The sequence below is a fragment of the Gracilibacillus boraciitolerans JCM 21714 genome, from assembly GCF_000521485.1.
Taxonomy (GTDB): domain Bacteria; phylum Bacillota; class Bacilli; order Bacillales; family Amphibacillaceae; genus Gracilibacillus; species Gracilibacillus boraciitolerans.
This window is the reverse complement of the sequence record NZ_BAVS01000014.1, coordinates 17,318-34,339: the sequence shown is the minus strand read 5'-3', so window position 1 is coordinate 34,339 and position 17,022 is coordinate 17,318. Positions and strand designations below refer to the sequence as shown.

20 protein-coding genes and 2 pseudogenes are annotated in these 17,022 nt (G+C 35.8%); 14 read left to right on the top strand and 8 right to left on the bottom strand.

Annotated features, from left to right (window positions below):
- The first annotated feature begins 42 nt into the window (after window positions 1-42).
- From asnB to JCM21714_RS10030, 4 genes are all read left to right on the top strand, one after another.
- Window positions 43-1,881 carry an asparagine synthase (glutamine-hydrolyzing) gene (gene asnB, locus JCM21714_RS10045; RefSeq protein WP_035723955.1) on the top strand — a complete coding sequence of 613 codons (1,839 nt, stop codon included), beginning with the start codon at window positions 43-45 and terminating at the stop codon, window positions 1,879-1,881.
- A 16-nt stretch (window positions 1,882-1,897) separates the two neighbouring features.
- Complete coding sequence (locus JCM21714_RS10040) at window positions 1,898-2,368, top strand: hypothetical protein (RefSeq protein ID WP_158413499.1); 471 nt, start codon at window positions 1,898-1,900, stop codon at window positions 2,366-2,368.
- Between the two features lie 157 nt (window positions 2,369-2,525).
- The gene (locus JCM21714_RS18350; RefSeq protein ID WP_158413498.1) at window positions 2,526-3,488 is read left to right on the top strand and encodes an alpha-amylase family glycosyl hydrolase; all 963 of its coding nucleotides are present in this window, start codon (window positions 2,526-2,528) and stop codon (window positions 3,486-3,488) included.
- Complete coding sequence (locus JCM21714_RS10030; protein ID WP_035723953.1) at window positions 3,473-3,949, top strand: hypothetical protein; 477 nt, start codon at window positions 3,473-3,475, stop codon at window positions 3,947-3,949. Before JCM21714_RS18350 ends, JCM21714_RS10030 begins: the two co-directional genes overlap by 16 nt.
- A gap of 62 nt (window positions 3,950-4,011) precedes the next feature.
- On the opposite strand, the gene JCM21714_RS10025 is transcribed toward JCM21714_RS10030, so the two are convergent.
- Entirely contained in the window at window positions 4,012-5,379 is a 1,368-nt protein-coding gene (locus tag JCM21714_RS10025; protein WP_035723952.1) for an MATE family efflux transporter, read from the bottom strand.
- Window positions 5,380-5,474: 95 nt separating this feature from the next.
- Window positions 5,475-6,340: pseudogene (locus tag JCM21714_RS10020) on the bottom strand (DegV family protein).
- 232 nt (window positions 6,341-6,572) lie between these two features.
- Between JCM21714_RS10020 and JCM21714_RS10015 the strand changes: the two are divergent.
- Both JCM21714_RS10015 and JCM21714_RS10010 read left to right on the top strand, forming a co-directional pair.
- Window positions 6,573-7,421, top strand: a complete 849-nt coding sequence (locus tag JCM21714_RS10015; RefSeq protein WP_035723947.1) for a YitT family protein — start codon at window positions 6,573-6,575, stop codon at window positions 7,419-7,421.
- Window positions 7,422-7,466: 45 nt separating this feature from the next.
- Window positions 7,467-8,024 carry a BsuPI-related putative proteinase inhibitor gene (locus tag JCM21714_RS10010; protein WP_035723945.1) on the top strand — a complete coding sequence of 186 codons (558 nt, stop codon included), beginning with the start codon at window positions 7,467-7,469 and terminating at the stop codon, window positions 8,022-8,024.
- A 48-nt stretch (window positions 8,025-8,072) separates the two neighbouring features.
- Here the strand turns inward: JCM21714_RS10010 and JCM21714_RS10005 are convergent, their stop codons facing one another.
- Complete coding sequence (locus tag JCM21714_RS10005; RefSeq protein WP_035723942.1) at window positions 8,073-8,336, bottom strand: NifU N-terminal domain-containing protein; 264 nt, start codon at window positions 8,334-8,336, stop codon at window positions 8,073-8,075.
- A gap of 102 nt (window positions 8,337-8,438) precedes the next feature.
- Here JCM21714_RS10005 and JCM21714_RS10000 point away from each other — a divergent pair, with 102 nt between their 5' ends.
- On the top strand, window positions 8,439-8,843 hold the full coding sequence (locus JCM21714_RS10000) for a hypothetical protein (RefSeq protein ID WP_052000511.1): 405 nt from the start codon (window positions 8,439-8,441) through the stop codon (window positions 8,841-8,843).
- Window positions 8,844-8,898: 55 nt separating this feature from the next.
- On the opposite strand, the gene JCM21714_RS09995 is transcribed toward JCM21714_RS10000, so the two are convergent.
- Both JCM21714_RS09995 and JCM21714_RS09990 read right to left on the bottom strand, forming a co-directional pair.
- Complete coding sequence (locus JCM21714_RS09995; RefSeq protein ID WP_035723940.1) at window positions 8,899-9,096, bottom strand: DUF3813 domain-containing protein; 198 nt, start codon at window positions 9,094-9,096, stop codon at window positions 8,899-8,901.
- A gap of 139 nt (window positions 9,097-9,235) precedes the next feature.
- Window positions 9,236-10,090, bottom strand: coding sequence for a Cof-type HAD-IIB family hydrolase (locus tag JCM21714_RS09990; RefSeq protein ID WP_035723937.1), 855 nt, complete (start codon window positions 10,088-10,090; stop codon window positions 9,236-9,238).
- A 148-nt stretch (window positions 10,091-10,238) separates the two neighbouring features.
- Between JCM21714_RS09990 and JCM21714_RS09985 the strand changes: the two genes are divergently transcribed.
- Together JCM21714_RS09985 and JCM21714_RS09980 are read left to right on the top strand one after the other, a co-directional pair.
- Window positions 10,239-11,003 carry a prolyl oligopeptidase family serine peptidase gene (locus JCM21714_RS09985; RefSeq protein WP_035723935.1) on the top strand — a complete coding sequence of 255 codons (765 nt, stop codon included), beginning with the start codon at window positions 10,239-10,241 and terminating at the stop codon, window positions 11,001-11,003.
- A 67-nt stretch (window positions 11,004-11,070) separates the two neighbouring features.
- Window positions 11,071-11,385, top strand: coding sequence for a metal-sulfur cluster assembly factor (locus JCM21714_RS09980; protein ID WP_035723930.1), 315 nt, complete (start codon window positions 11,071-11,073; stop codon window positions 11,383-11,385).
- Between the two features lie 118 nt (window positions 11,386-11,503).
- Here JCM21714_RS09980 and JCM21714_RS09975 read toward each other — a convergent pair whose 3' ends face one another.
- Window positions 11,504-12,325, bottom strand: a complete 822-nt coding sequence (locus JCM21714_RS09975) for an undecaprenyl-diphosphate phosphatase (RefSeq protein ID WP_035723927.1) — start codon at window positions 12,323-12,325, stop codon at window positions 11,504-11,506.
- A gap of 99 nt (window positions 12,326-12,424) precedes the next feature.
- Entirely contained in the window at window positions 12,425-12,598 is a 174-nt protein-coding gene (locus JCM21714_RS19235; RefSeq protein ID WP_084040681.1) for a DUF2929 family protein, read from the bottom strand.
- Window positions 12,599-12,924: 326 nt separating this feature from the next.
- Between JCM21714_RS19235 and JCM21714_RS21390 the strand changes: the two genes are divergently transcribed.
- Both JCM21714_RS21390 and JCM21714_RS21385 read left to right on the top strand, forming a co-directional pair.
- A complete protein-coding gene (locus tag JCM21714_RS21390) occupies window positions 12,925-13,386 on the top strand; it encodes a BMP family ABC transporter substrate-binding protein (RefSeq protein ID WP_235182753.1) in 462 nt (153 codons plus the stop codon).
- Window positions 13,379-13,903, top strand: coding sequence for a BMP family ABC transporter substrate-binding protein (locus JCM21714_RS21385; protein WP_235182752.1), 525 nt, complete (start codon window positions 13,379-13,381; stop codon window positions 13,901-13,903). Before JCM21714_RS21390 ends, JCM21714_RS21385 begins: the two co-directional genes overlap by 8 nt.
- Before the next feature lie 28 nt (window positions 13,904-13,931).
- Here the strand turns inward: JCM21714_RS21385 and JCM21714_RS09965 are convergent, their stop codons facing one another.
- Window positions 13,932-14,141 (bottom strand): hypothetical protein, encoded by a 210-nt coding sequence (locus tag JCM21714_RS09965; RefSeq protein ID WP_035723918.1) that lies wholly within the window; start codon window positions 14,139-14,141, stop codon window positions 13,932-13,934.
- A gap of 155 nt (window positions 14,142-14,296) precedes the next feature.
- On the opposite strand from JCM21714_RS09965, the gene JCM21714_RS09960 reads away from it, so the two are divergent.
- The 3 genes and pseudogenes from JCM21714_RS09960 to JCM21714_RS09950 all read left to right on the top strand — a co-directional run bounded on the left by JCM21714_RS09960 (window position 14,297) and on the right by JCM21714_RS09950 (window position 17,003).
- Entirely contained in the window at window positions 14,297-15,238 is a 942-nt protein-coding gene (locus tag JCM21714_RS09960) for a beta-ketoacyl-ACP synthase III (RefSeq protein ID WP_035723916.1), read from the top strand.
- Between the two features lie 18 nt (window positions 15,239-15,256).
- Window positions 15,257-16,495 (top strand): annotated as a pseudogene (gene fabF / locus JCM21714_RS09955) (beta-ketoacyl-ACP synthase II).
- Between the two features lie 295 nt (window positions 16,496-16,790).
- The gene (locus JCM21714_RS09950; RefSeq protein ID WP_035723913.1) at window positions 16,791-17,003 is read left to right on the top strand and encodes a YuzI family membrane protein; all 213 of its coding nucleotides are present in this window, start codon (window positions 16,791-16,793) and stop codon (window positions 17,001-17,003) included.
- Window positions 17,004-17,022: the final 19 nt, after the last annotated feature.

Below are 17,022 nucleotides of genomic sequence, written 5' to 3'. Positions count from 1 at the left end.
TAATAAGAGTGACTAGACAAGAGAAAGGTGTGTCGATACCGTATGTGTGGGATTACAGGATGGATTGATTTTACACGAGATGTTCAACAAGAAGATAAGCAAATTCAGAAGATGACAGAAGCGTTACAACATCGTGGGCCTGACGAAACAGGTTACTATTTTGAAAGACACGTAGGTTTTGGTCATCAACGACTTATTGTTGTCGATCCTGCTGGCGGCAAACAACCAATGGAACACCAAAAATATATCTTAGTATATAATGGAGAACTTTATAATACAGAGGAAATTCGCGCAGAGTTGTTAAGAGAAGGATGGCAATTTAATTCTCATTCAGATACGGAGGTATTACTGAAAAGCTATATTGCTTGGGGGGGAGAAAATCATGTTGACAAACTAAATGGGATTTTCGCATATGCAATTTGGGATTCGACAAAACAACAATTATTTATGGCACGTGATCGTTTAGGAGTAAAACCATTATTTTTTAAACAGCATCAAAATGGTTTATTATTTGGATCTGAAATAAAGGCAATTTTGAAGCATGATGAAGTAAATGCCGTTTTAAAAGAAGATGGCCTCTCAGAAATCTTTGCATTAGGTCCTTCCAGAACACCTGGTCACGGTGTGTTTGATCAAATTGAAGAATTGCGAGCAGCCCATATCGGAATTTTTGACAGGAATGGATGGAAAACTAGAAGATACTGGAATGTGAAAAGCCAAGTTCACAATGATTCAGTAGAAGAAACTGCTGAAAAAGTTCGTTCGTTATTAATTGATGCAGTAGAGAGACAGTTAGTATCAGATGTGCCGTTGGGAACTTTTTTATCAGGTGGTGTAGATTCCAGTGCAATTACAGCAATTGCGACTCACTACCTAGTGAAAAATCATAAGGATACCTTACAAACCTTTTCAATAGACTACGAAGATAATGAAAAATATTTTACGAAATCCAATTTTCAACCTAATCAGGATACGGAATTTATTAAGCAAATGGTCAGCACCCTTCAGACAAAACAGCATTCGTTTGTTATGGATAATCATACATTAGGGAAATTACTGCCAGATGCGGTCCGACATCGGGATTTACCTGGTATGGCTGATGTTGATTCTTCCTTATTGTGGTTTTGTCAACAAACAAAAAAAGAAGTGACAGTAGCTTTATCAGGTGAGTGTGCGGATGAAATATTTGGCGGATATCCTTGGTTTTATCGGGAAGATGATTTGAATCGAGAAGGCTTTCCATGGATTCGTTCCTCAGAAGTGCGTCAAGGTTTATTACGCAGCGAAATGAATGCTAAGTTAAATTTAGCGGAATATGCAAAAAATCGTTATCAGGAAACGATTCAAGAGACGCCATTACTTGAAGGAGAAGCTCCACAAGACAAAGCAAGACGCGAGATGTTCTATTTAAATATGCACTGGTTTATGCCAACATTGCTTGATCGCAAGGATCGCATGAGTATGGGTGCAAGCTTTGAAGCACGTGTGCCGTTCAGTGATCATTTATTAGTAGAATATGTGTGGAATATTCCCTGGGAAATAAAAACATATGGGAATCGAGAGAAAGGAATTTTACGAAAAGCGATGGAAGGCATTTTACCAGATGAAATTTTGTATCGAAAGAAAAGTCCCTATCCAAAAACACATCATCCCGTATATACAGAACTAGTGATCAATTGGATGAATCATATTTTAAATGATAAAGATTCAAGATTATTTGATATATTAGATCGGTCTTTAGTTAAAGAGTTAGTAGATAAAAAGGTGGCAAATATTCGCACACCATGGTTTGGCCAGTTAATGACAGGGCCACAACTACTTGCACATTTAGCACAAATTGATTTCTGGTTAAAAGAATACAATGTAGCCATTGATATATGATGAATCTTTGCTGAAAATGGATGAAAGTAGTGACCATTATAAAAAAATATTTGTTACCATGTTACTTCTTTTCCTCTTAAGTTCTCCAATTGCAATTTATGCTGCAGAATGGGCGTATTCTTTCGTCATTTATAATGGAAATGTCTATCAAGTAACAGATGAAAAAATAGAACAATTTCTTATCAAAGAATTGATTGGCGAAGTGAGTAGATATGCAAATGAGCCCTCAGATGAATATCATGGTAATGCATCGAATATTTATCCCATTGTTACAGGATATTATAAAATAGATGCAATATCTGTTAAGAAAGCAATTGCTGTAAAAGTTGATGGAGAATTTATCAAGGCGGAATATGAAAGAAGTCTTCTACTTCATTGGGGAAATGTAGTACAATACACCATTCCAATTATTTTTTTGAGTCTATTAATTGTTTTATATAGATTTCGTGAAAATATAAAAAAAGCATATAAAGAATCTCTATCTTAAACTGGATAGGGATTTTTTATGACAATTCTTCTTTATAACAACGTAATTTCAAATAATTGTCACAAAAGTTTCAAACTATTTAAAGGGATAGGTATTTGACAATAACAGATTGTCTAGGATAATAGAAGACGAATAGGATGAAGAAATGGGGACCGATATGAATTATATAAAAAAGGGAATTCCTTTTATGCTTTTGATTTTCCTTTTGCTTCCAAGTGTAAGCGTACTGGCAAAGGAACAGATGGATGAGAGAGTCTATTATATTTTAGTCGATCGATTTGTAAACGGGGATAACAATAATGATATAGAGATAGATATTGATAATCCTGAAGCATATTATGGAGGCGATTTTCAAGGTATTATTGACAAATTGTCGAATTTACAGAAGTTAGGTATTACAACGATCAACTTAAGTCCAATTATGGTAGCGAGTTCGTATAACGGATTTGATCCAGTTGATTATCAGAGTGTTGATCCACAATTCGGAGATATGGCAGATCTTCAACAACTTGTAGCTGAAGCACATGAAAATGATATGGAAGTAGTGTTAGATTTTCCTATAACACATGTGGCAGAAAATCATAGTTGGACAAGTGAAAATACGGATTGGATAAAGGATGCCAGCACTAATCAGCTAGAAGAACAGTTACCAGCCATAAATTTAGATAGTCAGGAAGTGCAAGAATATTTTTTGGAAACTGCTGTATATTGGATGAAATCAGCTAATGTTGACGGTTTTCATATCTATGTCAATGATCAAATACCAGAATTGTTTATCGAACAATTGCGTGAGCGAATCTTTAATGAGGATGAACAGGCTACTCTAATTATCGATGGAATGGAAACAGAAGTTGGAAGTTCCATGCTTCCTTCCTTTCGAACAGAAGCAGTAACTATTTTAAAACAGCCTGGTCAATCTGTAGAACCATTATTACGTAATGAACTGACAGGAGTACACTATTTAGAATCAGTTTTAACACCACGATTTGCTCATGAAGCGGTTCAAGCTGGATTCAATCCTGTAACAAGATGGCAGCTCGCTTCGACGTTGTTATACACATTACCGGGGGGGCGTCTTTTCTCTATCAGGGTGTGGAAGTGCCAATGGATAATGGTTTAGCAGAAGCTGATCATCGAATGGCTGAATTAAATAAAGAAGACGAACAGCTTATACAACATATAGAAAAGTTAGCTGAAATTCACCAAAAATCTTCTGCATTGCAGCAAGGTGATTTAGATGTAGTAATGGAAGCAGGAGCAATGGCGGTTTATAAAAGAAGTGATCAAAATCAAACGATGTATATTGCAATCAATAATGATACAGAAACACAGGTTGCTTCATTAGAAGGAATCAATGAAAATGAACAACTTCGGGGGGGCTTACTCGATGATAACATCGTAAGAGTACAAGAGGATGGGACACATAAAGTTATTCTAGAACGGGAAACTAGCAATATCTTTATTTTGGAAGAAAATACAGGATTGAACTGGTTCTTTATTTCTATGTTAGTAGTTATCATGGGAGGTTTTGTAGCCTTTATTGTAGCAGTTAATGTTAAAAGTAAAAAAGTAAAAAAGTAAAAAACCAAACTAATTAAAAAAGCATCGAGCATGGGTTTGCTCGATGTTTTTTAAAATATACTTTATTCTGCTACTTCTTTTTTGACAAATGCTTTTTGCATCCATATTTTTGAGCGCCATCTTCTTAACATTAAAATTCCTCGCAGCCATTCATCTGCTATGAAGGCGATCCAAACACCGATTAAACCTAATCCTAAAAAGATCCCGAAGAACCAGGCAAATATTACACTGATGCCCCCCCACATGGAAGCAATACCAATCACAACAGGGAACTTCACGTCACCTGCAGCGCGTAAAGAATTAATTACGACCAGATTAAACGCTCGTCCGGGTTCTAAAATTATCGTAACAAGTAATAAAAGCATTCCTTTTTCGATGATGGTTGTATCGTTAGTAAAAATGCCAAGTAAGGTAGGACTGAAGCTGTAAAATAGGATAGCCATTATGGTACTGATCAGAATGGCGATTTTTAAACTTTTCACACAACGATGATAAGCTTTGTCCATATCCCCAGCCCCCCCGATCATATGGCCAATCAGAATTTGAGTACCTTGTCCAATAGCGATGGAAAATAATAGAATAAACATCATTAAGTTCTGTACATATACTTTTGTAGTTAAAGCAATCGTGCCCATCTGTGCAATGAAATAAGTAATGGCCATTTGACTGGTATTGTAGGAAAGCTGTTCGCCAGCTGATGGTATTCCGATTTGCATGAGAGACTTCACATGTTTTTTCTCATATCGGAAAAAGGCGGAAAAAGGAAGCTGTCGATTACTGCGCCATACTAATATAAAAAGTAAAATAATAAATCCAATAAATCGACTGAACATGGTCACATATGCAACACCTTCTACTCCTAAAACCGGAAAGCCATATGGGCCAAAAATAACAAAATAGTTACCAATCACATTTAGAATATTCATTCCGATCGTTACATACATCGTATCTTTGGTATAACCATAACTTCTTAAAATAGCGGCTACCGTCATAATTAACGCTTGAATAAACATAAATCCACCAACGATATTCATGTAGGTAGAGGCTTCATCCATTAGTTCTTCAGGTAAGTCCATTAATCGTAAAATGAAATCACTGAATACAAATAAAATAATACTTAAGGCTAAGGAGAACCAAAGATTTAAACTAATCGAGGTTACGGCAATTTTTCCAGCGGTCTTTGGCTGTTCAGCACCTAAGTTTTGCGCTACTAAAATAGATGCCCCCCCTGCAGCAACAAATCCGAACATTACAATCACAACGGATAATACTTGATTAGATACTCCGACCGCTGCTACAGAATGATCGGAGTATTGACTAAGCATTAATGTATCCGCATTCCCCCCCATTAACATGTGTAATAATATCTCTATAAATATAGGCCAAGTTAAAGCAAATAAACTTAACTTCTTCGTATCTGTCTGTTTCATGATGATCCTTCTTCCGACTAAATAGTATGCTAAAAATATTACTTTACACTATTTTTAGAAAAAAGGAAACGGTTAAAATTATCTTAAATGAAATCTCATTTTGGGGATTCATTTAGAAAGAAGATAGATATCGTTCCAGGACCCGCATGTGCTCCTATCGTAGAACCAATCATATTAATTTTTATATCCTTTACGTTCCATTTTGCGCGTACCATATCAGCAATTTGCTCAGCAGTTTCGAGTGCGTCCCCCCGTGGCTTATCCCTACCACCTGGTTTTCAAAATCTGTACCTCTTTTGCTCATAACCTCAATCATGCGCTTATACACCTTTTTAGAACCTCGGATTTTTTCTAGAGGAATGAGTTTACCATCCTCCATGTGTAGGAGTGGCTTGATTTTTAGTAAAGTTCCTACGAATGCTGCTGTTTTACTTACTCGACCACCTCTATATAAGTATTCTAGATCGTCTACTGTGAATATATGTTCCATGTGCTCATAGAAATGCTTACTCACTTCTAGTATTTCATCCATACCTGCACCAGTTTGTGCCAGTTCTGCAGCTCTGATTACTACTAGACCATAACCCAATGATGCACATTTGGTATCTAACACATGAAGTTTAAAATCAGGGTACGCTTCTTTTACTTCTTGTTCCATGAGTTTTGCACCTTGATACGTACCAGACAGTTCTGAAGAAAAGGCTAAATATAAGACCTGGTTTCCTGCCTTGGCATGTTTTTCGAATGCTTCTTTAAACAGATGTGGACTGACTTGGGCGGTTTTTGGGGGGGATTTGCCTTCACGCATTGCATCATAGACTTGCTTAGATGAAATGGATACGCCATCCTGATAATCCTTCCCATCTAATTGGACAGTTAATGGTAACATTTCAATTCCATACTTTTTTAAATCTTCAGCAGACAGATCACAAGCTGAATCAGCTAGAATTTTCACTGACATATGAACCCTCCTTTTTTCCTCAAAGGATCATGTATGTATGATCATTATTTGGCTTATTATAAGTGTAAGCCTAAGCATGAGATACGTCAAAACAAATAGTGCTTTTTTGATCAAAATATTTGGTTTTTATTTTTTCATTTAGTATGATGAATTATTGTTGTGATAAAGATTAATAGATCAACAATAGGGGAAAAAATTTACTAACGAGGTTATTTCGACAGGAGGAATGAATGTGTTTTTAATCCAAGCTAAACGAGTAGTAATTGTGATCATTGGTGCAATATTAAACGCAATAGCACTTAACTTTTTCTTGATTGGTGCACATGTATACGCAAGTGGTTTTACTGGTATTTCACAGATACTTTCTACGGTATTTATTGAATATTTAGGTATGGAAAATATTAGTACAGGTATTTTACTATTCATATTAAATATTCCGGTTGCCATTGTCGGGTGGTTGATGGTAGGAAAGGGATTTACAATATATAGCTTTTTATCCGTTATTGTTACTTCCTTGTTCTTGGAAATGTTGCCAATTCTCAGCCTTTCTAATGATATTATGCTAAATGCAGTGTTCGGTGGGGTAATCGCAGGTGTTGGTGTAGGTATTTCGTTGAAATGGGGGGCCTCTACAGGTGGTTCCGATATCATTGCCATGATTCTTTCAAGAATGAAAGATAAACCAATTGGCGGTTATTTAATGGCGATTAATGGGTTGATTATTTTAGTGGCCGGGTTGCTAAACGAACCAGAAAACGCCTTATATACATTAATAGGACTATATGTAACGACGAGGGTAATTGATGGTATCCATACCCGTCATGAAAAGGTTACAGCGATGATTGTGACTAAAAAAGCAGACGAGTTACAACAAGCCATTCATGATACGATGATTCGCGGTATCACTATTTTGCCAGTGAAAGGTGCGTATACCAAAGAAGACAAAAATATGTTGTATTTGGTGATAACTCGTTACGAATTGTTTGACCTTGAACGAATCATTCATGAAGTAGACGAAAACGCCTTTACGAATGTGATTCAAACTGCCGGTGTTTATGGCTTTTTCAGAAGAAATGACTGAAACTTTTACTATCCTAAAACGTCTAAATAAAAAAGGAGGTAAGGAATGATGTTTAAAATATTAGCAAGCCTGAGCATATTTACATTTATTCTACTGGCAGGTTGTGGTACAGCAGCATCAGAGGATAAGGAGAATTCTTCAGCAGCTGATTCAGAGAACAAAAAGGTTCCCATTGACTTGGAGAAATCAGAAAAATCTCCTACAGAAGATTTAGACGAGATTATCCAAAATTTAGGGTTAAGTGTTGATGTAGAACAGCGGGATAATAGTATCGATTTCACGTTTTCACTAAATAATAAGAACAAGCAGGCAATAGATATGCTGTTTTCTTCGGGACAGCAGTATGAAATTGAATTATATCAAAATGAATCATTAATTTATAAATTCTCTGAAGGAAAAATGTTTACAGAGGCATTAGTGGAAGAATCATTAGCAGTTGGTGAAACGAAAAAATGGTCAGAGACATGGGAGGTTACTGAAACGATTGATCCTGGGAAGTATCAAGCTACAATGACTTTATTGCCGGTAGAGATTAACGGCCAGAAACTAGATGGCACACCATTTCAGCAAACTATTGAGTTGGCATTAGAAAAAAAGGACTGAGCGTTGGCTCGGTCCTTTATTAGATATTTATCAGCGTTTCAGCTCTTATTAATATCCGTGTTTCGTAATAATTTCTTCCACTTGGTTTGTTAAGCTATCCCATTCTACGTCCATTTTTTTATTGACCGTTATAAAATGTTGAAATCCGAAGACATTATCCACACCGTCTAATTCCATTAATTCATTCAAAACCTTATGTTCACTCGTCTGGCCGGGCATAACTGAAATACTGTTATTTCCATCAAAGATCATTTTATCACTTGTAAATTTTAATGCATTTGGATTCGGTGTTGCTTCTACAAGTATGCTCATGACTTGTCCTCCTAATAAACCGTACTTTAAGGTTATCATACCAAAATCAGTGTTATAATGAAAGAAATTCACATGAGTCATGTGATAAAGACGAGGGATAAAATGAATAATAAAATCATCAAATCAATTATTATTGGCACTATTTCAGGATCTGTTTTAGGAGGATTGCTTTGGTTGATCGAGGAATCTACCGGTGAAAAAGTATATACATTACTATTAAACGTTGACTTTATATTTAAAGATAAACTATTGCCTATATGGTTGGAATGGTTTTTCCATTTGTTTATATCATGGGTTATTGTTTATATTTTCTTAGTAATACAATCCATATGGAAGGCTTTAAGTATACAGCTTTTGTTTATATTGTGTCTAAGTTTGATTGCTGCAAGTAGCTACTTTCCATTAACAATACTTGCAATAAAGGAAACACCATCCATTACTAATATAGAGGCGATTTTTATTGGTTTGTCGTCCATCTTCTATATGGTATTTCAGTGTATTGGTTAGTAAATAGAAAAGTTAATAAGGATAAATAAGGCTTGGCAGTTGCCAAGCCTTATTGCTACTTTAACTCATTTTCTTGCTTTAGTTGTTCCTCTAATGCTTGTAACTCTTGCTGTTCTTCTGCAGTAGCATTAGTGTAGGCTGACTGTATCGCGTTTTGAGCAGCTTGTTTGTCTTTCTCATTAAAACCACCATTTTCGCGATTCATCATTCGACTGACGGCATTTTTTGCTTGCTGAAACATTTGATTTTGCATCGAAAATCCTCCTGTTTACGAATCACTAGGCTTATGGAATCGATTACCATCATGATCCTTTAATCAGTAACTGCTTTATAGTTGAAAAGCATGAACATCAATTTGATGTACATGCTTATTATGGTTTAAATATCGATATCTATTCAAATAGATCTTTGGCAATCGTAGGAGCTACTTCCAATTTTAAATAATCAGATAGAAAGGATCCTATTCCGTCTTGTTCATTGCTTTTGGTATGATATTTTGCAATTTGTTTTAATTCACCAATGGCATTTTCCATTGCTACACCAACACCTGCATAATCGATCATTTCTAAATCATTGTCTTCATCCCCAAAAGCGATCACATGATCCACAGGGATATGAAAATAATAAGCGATTTTCTTTAACCCAACTGCTTTGCTAATTCCTTTTCTTACTACTTCTATGACGTTCCATGGAACTCCCCATTTACGATGTTCAATAACGGAGGCATGCTTATCATCTAAATATTTTCTTAATTCTTCAATATGCTCATCTTTAGGGTGTATTAATAAAGATGTAGGATCACCTTTTAAATGATTTCTAAGACTGCCTACTGTGATCAGTTCTTGTTGGTTAGGTTCAGTGAAAATATCCAAAATTTGCTGGTCATATCGATCCAAAAACATATTATCCTGTATTTCAGCAAAAATATTTTCTACTCCCAAGTCGTAACAGGTTTGAATGATTTTCTTTGCTGTAAGATTTGGAAGTGGTGTGTGCAGGACATCCCATTTATGATCGGTTGGATGATGAATAAGGGCACCATTGAAATTTACCATGGGAGTCGTTAAGCCTAGTTCATGATAATACATGATACTTGATCGATGCGGCCTGCCTGTTGCAATTATAACAATATGACCTTCATTAATGGCCTGTTGCACCACAGCTTTCGTATAAGGACTTATTTTTTTTTGATCTGTTAATAGCGTCCCATCTAAATCTAATGCAATTAAATGTCTATCTGTCTTCATGCCATCACCTCGCTATATATAAGTATAGTCTATATTTCTTTATGAAGCATGTAAAGTTCTTGTATATTTTCATTTCTATATTTTGCATGTTTAATGAAGAAGGGATAAGATAAAAGAGTGAAAATTGTATGGAGAAAGGAAATTTTGTATGATTCTGATTAGTAAAGAATATTGGAACGATATCCCGTTATTACATATCGTAGATCAAGAAAAAATAGAGCAGCCATTACCTACGTTAACTTATATACATGGATTTACAAGTGCAAAGGAACATAACTTACCTTTGGCTTATCTGATGGCTGAAAAAGGCTATCGTGTTTTATTACCTGATATGATGTTACATGGCGAGCGTGAACAAGATATAATAGCTCAGGAAAGAGAAATGCGTTTTTTTGAAATTGTAATACAGAACCTTGATGATATCGAATCAATTTACCAAGAACTAGTAACTAAAAAGTTGTTAGAAGGAAATCGTTTTGGATTAGCAGGAACCAGTATGGGTGGGATTACGACTGCTGCAGCATTAACACAATTTTCCTGGATTAAGTCGGCAGGAATTTTAATGGGCTCTCCGAAAATAACGGAATATGCTGAACAGATGATCGGGTTTATAAAATCACAACAAAAAGAATTGCCGATGACAGAAGATCAAATTGTCATCCTGATGGAACAATTAAAAGAAATTGATTTATCCTTGCAAATGGAAAAACTATTTGGCAGACCGCTATTTTTCTGGCATGGAACAAAAGATAAAGTGGTGCCATTTGAGCATGCATACAGTTTTTATGAAAAGGCGATTGAGCATTATAAAAATCCCGAAAATATTCGTTTTTTAAAAGAACTTGGCCATGGACATAAAGTCAGTCGGTTTGCGATTGTAGAATTTGCAAATTGGCTGGAATACCAGTTGTGATATAAATCATTTAAAAAATATGCAATGTGTTTTATAATAGGTAGAAGAGTTTGAAGGAGGGATAGATATGGATCAGGCATTAGAAGAGAATTTAATGGGAGCTTTGGAAAATGTGATCGACCCCCCCGAGCTTGGAATAGATATTGTGAATTTAGGTCTTGTCTATGGAGTAGAACTTGATGATGAAGGGATCGCAACCGTAACGATGACATTAACTGCTATGGGTTGCCCACTAGCTGGTCACATTGAACAAGATGTAAAACGCGTGATGGAAGATTTACCTGAGGTAAAAGATACCGTAGTAAACATTGTTTGGAATCCACCATGGACGAAAGAACGTATGTCAAGATATGCAAAAATCGCACTCGGCATTCCAGATTGATAAAAAAGCGCCTATAATGGGCGCTTTTTTATATTCAAGAAAGGAAATCTATTTATCGGCGTGGATCTTTTTCGAATTAGTTACCTTGAAGTTACAATTGTGCTACCTTCGTTATCGCTTATAAAAGAATAAAGGCAAGTATACCCACGATAAAGCAATAAAAGGCAAAATATTTCAAGTTTCCTTTTGCCATAATATTCATAAACCAGCGTAAAGAATAATAGGTGGCAATTAGCGCTGCAATAAATGCAATTAAATATGGAATCCACAACGTATTAAAATTCTCATCCTGAATAACATCACCTATCGATAATACCATGGTTCCCGCACTAACAGGAATAAACATTAAAAAGGAAAAGCGTAATGCTGTTTCCTGCTTCATTCCTAATAACATGGCAGCGACAATAGTTGCCCCCCCAGAGCGACTGATACCAGGAATTAAAGCTACCGCTTGAGCAAGGCCTACAATAATCGCATCTTTCATTGTTAAGGCACCATCATTTTTATCTCCACGAATATTTCGGATAATCCATAATGCAATACCTGTAATGAACAAACTGATTCCGATCATTTTCGCTTTGCCAAGAAACGTACCAGCTATCATATCTTCAAATAAAAGTCCGATAACAGCTGCTGGGACCGTTGCGACCACTAAGTAAATAATGAACATAAAGTCATCAATGTATTGTTTATTTCTGGTAACGATATAATTAATACCGTTTTTCGCTATATTGATAATATCCTTCCAGTACACAATTAATACAGCAATAAGTGAACCAAAGTTTACTAACACTTCAAAAGATAAATTGTCACCTGCTTCTATAGAAAATAGTTCTTTTGCCATCAATAAATGGCCGCTTGATGAAATAGGAATAGGCTCAGTAAACCCTTGTAATAATCCCAAAAATAAGTATTTTAACAATGTTAAGATTTCTTCCATGAATGTTTCCCCCCCCTAAATTAAGACTTCATAAAGATAACCCTTGTCACTATATTTGTTGACAAGGGTTATCTTTATAGTCGAAATGATAATATAACATTATTCGTCTTCTTTTAAAATCCCATCTCCTAAAACAATAGCAGCAATGGCAAAAACAGCTGCAACTGAGATAGCTGAAGCTAGGTTAAAAGCTTGGCCACCCATACTTGTTAGTACGTAGGATACAACTGTTAAAACAATAACCGCCCAAAAAATCGTTGCAAAGTACTTCATCATTTCACCTCTCGATCTATTCTGATTAAAATAATTTTCTTATTACGGCACTAAATGTTTGAAAAACTCCGTTTGAGGAGGTTTTTATTAAATTATGTATTTCATTAAGATTTTATCTACTTTAGTTTATCAAATTTTTTTCATAAAATAAATAAAAATATAGCATTGTATTTAAAATATTTGTAAAATTAATATTCTTATTGGGTGTTTTTTCACAATTGTAATCTATTTGTAATGATTTCTTGGTTTACGGAAAGAAAAGTAAGCGATAAAATAGTCCTAAGAGTAAAATATTCGTTAAGCCATCAGTGCGAGGAGTGCGGATTTTGAAAAAACAAATGTCAATGCTCATTATGATCTTTCTTATCTTTTCTAATGCATTATTCTTATTAACGGGATGTCAAACAAATGCAAGTGTGGAAAAGATTGAAAGTGTTGGTATGTTAATCGAGCATACGATACATGATCAAACATGGGGAAATAAGGGGTATCGCGGTTTATTAGATATTCAGGAAGAATTTAATGTGGACGTTTACTTCCGTGAAGGAGTTCAGACTCAGCAGCAAGTTAATATTGCTGTTGAGGAATTTGCTAATAAAGGTGTCCAGGTAATTATAGGTCATAGCAGTACGTATGGGGAATATTTTAATCAGATACAGGACTCATATCCAGATATTTTTTTTATTTATGTAAACGGTGGATATTCAGCACAAAATTTAATCAGTTTAAATTTTAACTCGTTAGCGATGGGTTTTTTTGCGGGAATGGTCGCAGGGGGAAATGACTGAAACGAACCGTGTCGGTATTATTGCTGCTTACGAGTGGCAGCCTGAAGTGGAAGGGTTTTATGAAGGAGTGCTCTATCAAAATAGTGATGCCCATATTGATATTCAGTTTGTAAATGATTGGGATGAGAAAGATTTAGCTATGCAGTACTATAGAGCTATGCTTAGTAATAATACAGATGTTATTTATCCTGCCGGGGGGGATGCCTTTAGTGTCTCAATTGTGGAGAATGCTATGAGTGATGGGATTTACTCAATTGGATTTGTTAATGATCAACAAGCTCTTGGTGGCCAGTCTGTTCTGACTAGCACGATTCAGCATATTGATAAATTATATGTATATGCGATCAAAGAATTGCAACAAGGTGATGTTAAAGGTGGTATTTACAATTTTGGATTTAAAGAAGACGTTATTACGATGGGACCATATAGTGAGCACTTAAAAGAATACTTTAAAGATCAGCTCGATCATGTGATCGAAGATTATATTGAAAATGGCTTATTGCCACATGAAGAATAAGCTAGCTGTTAACTATTCAGCAACTAGCTTACTTTTTAAATGGATTTTTGATTAAATTCTTTAAAGGCGATAATTTTTGATAGGTGACATTTAATAATTGAATGGTTTGATATAAATCAAACGATTCATCTGTTTCGTCTGTTTTATCTGATTCTTCAGAAGTACTATTATTCTCTGCCTGGCGTCTGCCAAACATCATTTCGTCAAAGTGGTTAAGTTCAGACTTCTTATTTTGCATTTTAAATTCCTCCAATACTACACGGTATGCATCCTGTCTTAAGGTGATTGGGCAAATGTAGTAATAAATAAAACTTGAAAAAAAATATCGTATACTATAAAATTAGTACCAAGTCTTAATAATTGATAACAATTCCTTTGAGAGGAAGGATAATAATGAAAGCAGGTATTTTAGGTACAGGTCATTTTGTACCGGCAAAAATAGTAACGAATAAAGATATGGAACAAATAGTAGATACAAATGATGAATGGATTCGAACCAGAACCGGTATAGAAGAAAGAAGAATAGCAGTAGATAATGAAGATACATCAGATTTGGCATTTAAAGCAGCAGAACAAGCATTACAAGAGGCTAATATTACCGGAGAAGATCTTGATCTTATTTTAGTGGCAACTGTCACTCCTGATCAGCCCTTTCCGACGGTTTCCTGTAAATTACAGGAACGGCTAGGAGCAAAAAATGCAGCCGCTATGGATATAAGTGCTGCGTGTGCCGGATTTATGTATGGAGTAATAACAGCAAAACAATTTATCGAAACAGGAGATTATAAATACATCCTAATAATTGGCGCTGAAAAATTATCCAAAATTACCGATTGGAGCGATCGTAATACATGTGTCTTGTTTGGTGATGGTGCAGGAGCTGCTATAATGGGACCTGTAAGCGAAGAGAGAGGCGTATTGTCCTTTGAGTTAGGAGCAGATGGTAGTGGTGGTCAGTATCTAGCCCAAAAAGAAGATCATATTTTTATGAATGGCAGAGAAGTATTTAAATTTGCTGTAAGGCAGATGCCTGAATCGTCTGTACATGTTGTTGAGAAGGCAGGATATCATAAAGAAGATGTTGATTATTTAATACCGCATCAGGCAAACATTCGGATTATGGAAGCAGCCAGACAGCGGTTAGGAATTGCGGAAGACCGCATGGCAGTTAATGTAAATAAATATGGTAACACTTCAGCTGCGTCCATACCTATTGCATTGTCTGAGGGAGTAAAAAACGGTAAAATTAAAGAAAATGATTTAGTAGTTCTAGTAGGGTTCGGTGGAGGACTAACATGGGGGGGCGCTGTCGCGCTAAAATGGGGGGGAAAGTAGAAAAAGGAGGAAAACATTATGGATAAAAATAGAGTGGTTATCACTGGAATGGGTGCTATCACACCGTTAGGCAATAATGTTACTCAATTTTGGGATCATTTAAAATCAGGTACTTCTGGGATTGATTATGTTACGAAAGTAAACAAAGATGATTTTCCTGCGAAAGTTGCTGGAGAAATAAAAGATTGGGATCCAACGAAATATATGGAAAAAAAAGAAACAAAAAGAATGGACTTATTTACCCAATATGCAGTGGCTGCTGCCAAGATGGCGGTAGAGGACGCCAAGCTTGACATAACCGACGAGATTGCTCCTCGTGTAGGTGTTTGGATTGGATCTGGTATAGGTGGTATGACAACTTATGACGAGCAGTTTAGAAAATTCATGGAAAAAGGTTATCGTCGAGTTAGCCCATTTTTTGTACCAATGTTAATTCCGGATATGGCAGCTGGACAGGTTTCCATTCAATTAGGAGCGAAGGGGGATTAATAACTGTTCGGTTACAGCTTGTGCTTCAGGAGCTAATTCAATCGGAGATGCATATAAAGTAATTGAACGTGGTGATGCGGATTATATGATAACAGGTGGTGCGGAGGCACCCTTAACTTCTATGTCTTTTGCAGGATTCTCTACCGCAAAAGCATTGTCATTTAATGACGATCCAAAAACAGCCAGTCGCCCGTTTGATAAAAATCGTGATGGTTTTGTAATGGGTGAAGGAGCTGGTATTCTTGTAATTGAATCACTGGAATCTGCACTAAAACGCGATGCCACTATTTATGCTGAGATTGTGGGATATGCGCGTCAGGTGATGCTTACCATATTACGTCTCCTGCTCCAGAAGGGGAAGGCGCTGCACGTGCGATGCAACAGGCAATCGAGGATGCAGGCGTTTCATCGGAAGATGTTGACTACATTAATGCCCATGGTACAAGCACAGAATACAATGATTCGTTTGAAACGCAAGCAATTAAGACAGTATTTAAAGATTATGCCTATCAATTAAATGTCTCTTCAACGAAATCTATGACAGGACATTTACTAGGTGCAGCTGGTGCTGTGGAAGCAATAGCCTGTGTAAAAGCGATTCAGCACAGTATATTACCTCCAACGATTAATTATGAGACACCTGATGAAGCATGTGATCTTCATTACGTACCAAATAAAGCTATTGAAAAGGAAGTAAATATTGCGATCAGTAACTCATTAGGCTTCGGTGGCCATAATGTCACATTAGCATTTAAAAAATATCAATAAAAACATTTGGAAAAAGTAGCAGTGAAGCATATTGCTTTACTGCTACTTTTTTATGAGATAACAACGCCAAAAGACTGAGTAAGTGCAAAATAAAGCCACTTAAAATCACATGAAATATAACTTATTTAATGAATATAAGGAAGATTGTGTGCAGTACAGTCAAGTCATAATTACCTCATCAGTTAGTGCGCATCATCTTCCTTATGTGAAGTAATTTCAATTGAATTTAAGATGTTTTGTAATAGATCGATAGCTTGTACATATACTCTTATAAACGGATAAGGGGCGGTTTCAGGTGATTTATATTCTGTTTTTTCTAGTCGGTTTTGGATTATCTATTTCCGGTGGCATATCGATTATTCTATATTTAAACTTTATTCCTGCAGGTCTAACATTTATTGATTACCTCGCTGTTATTCAAAGTAAAGTAGAGTGTTATTTTTTTTTGGCAGGTATTGTTATTATGGGAATTGCAGTACAAAAAATATCACTTTTTTCTGTTAAATAATAACAAGAAAAGAATAAAT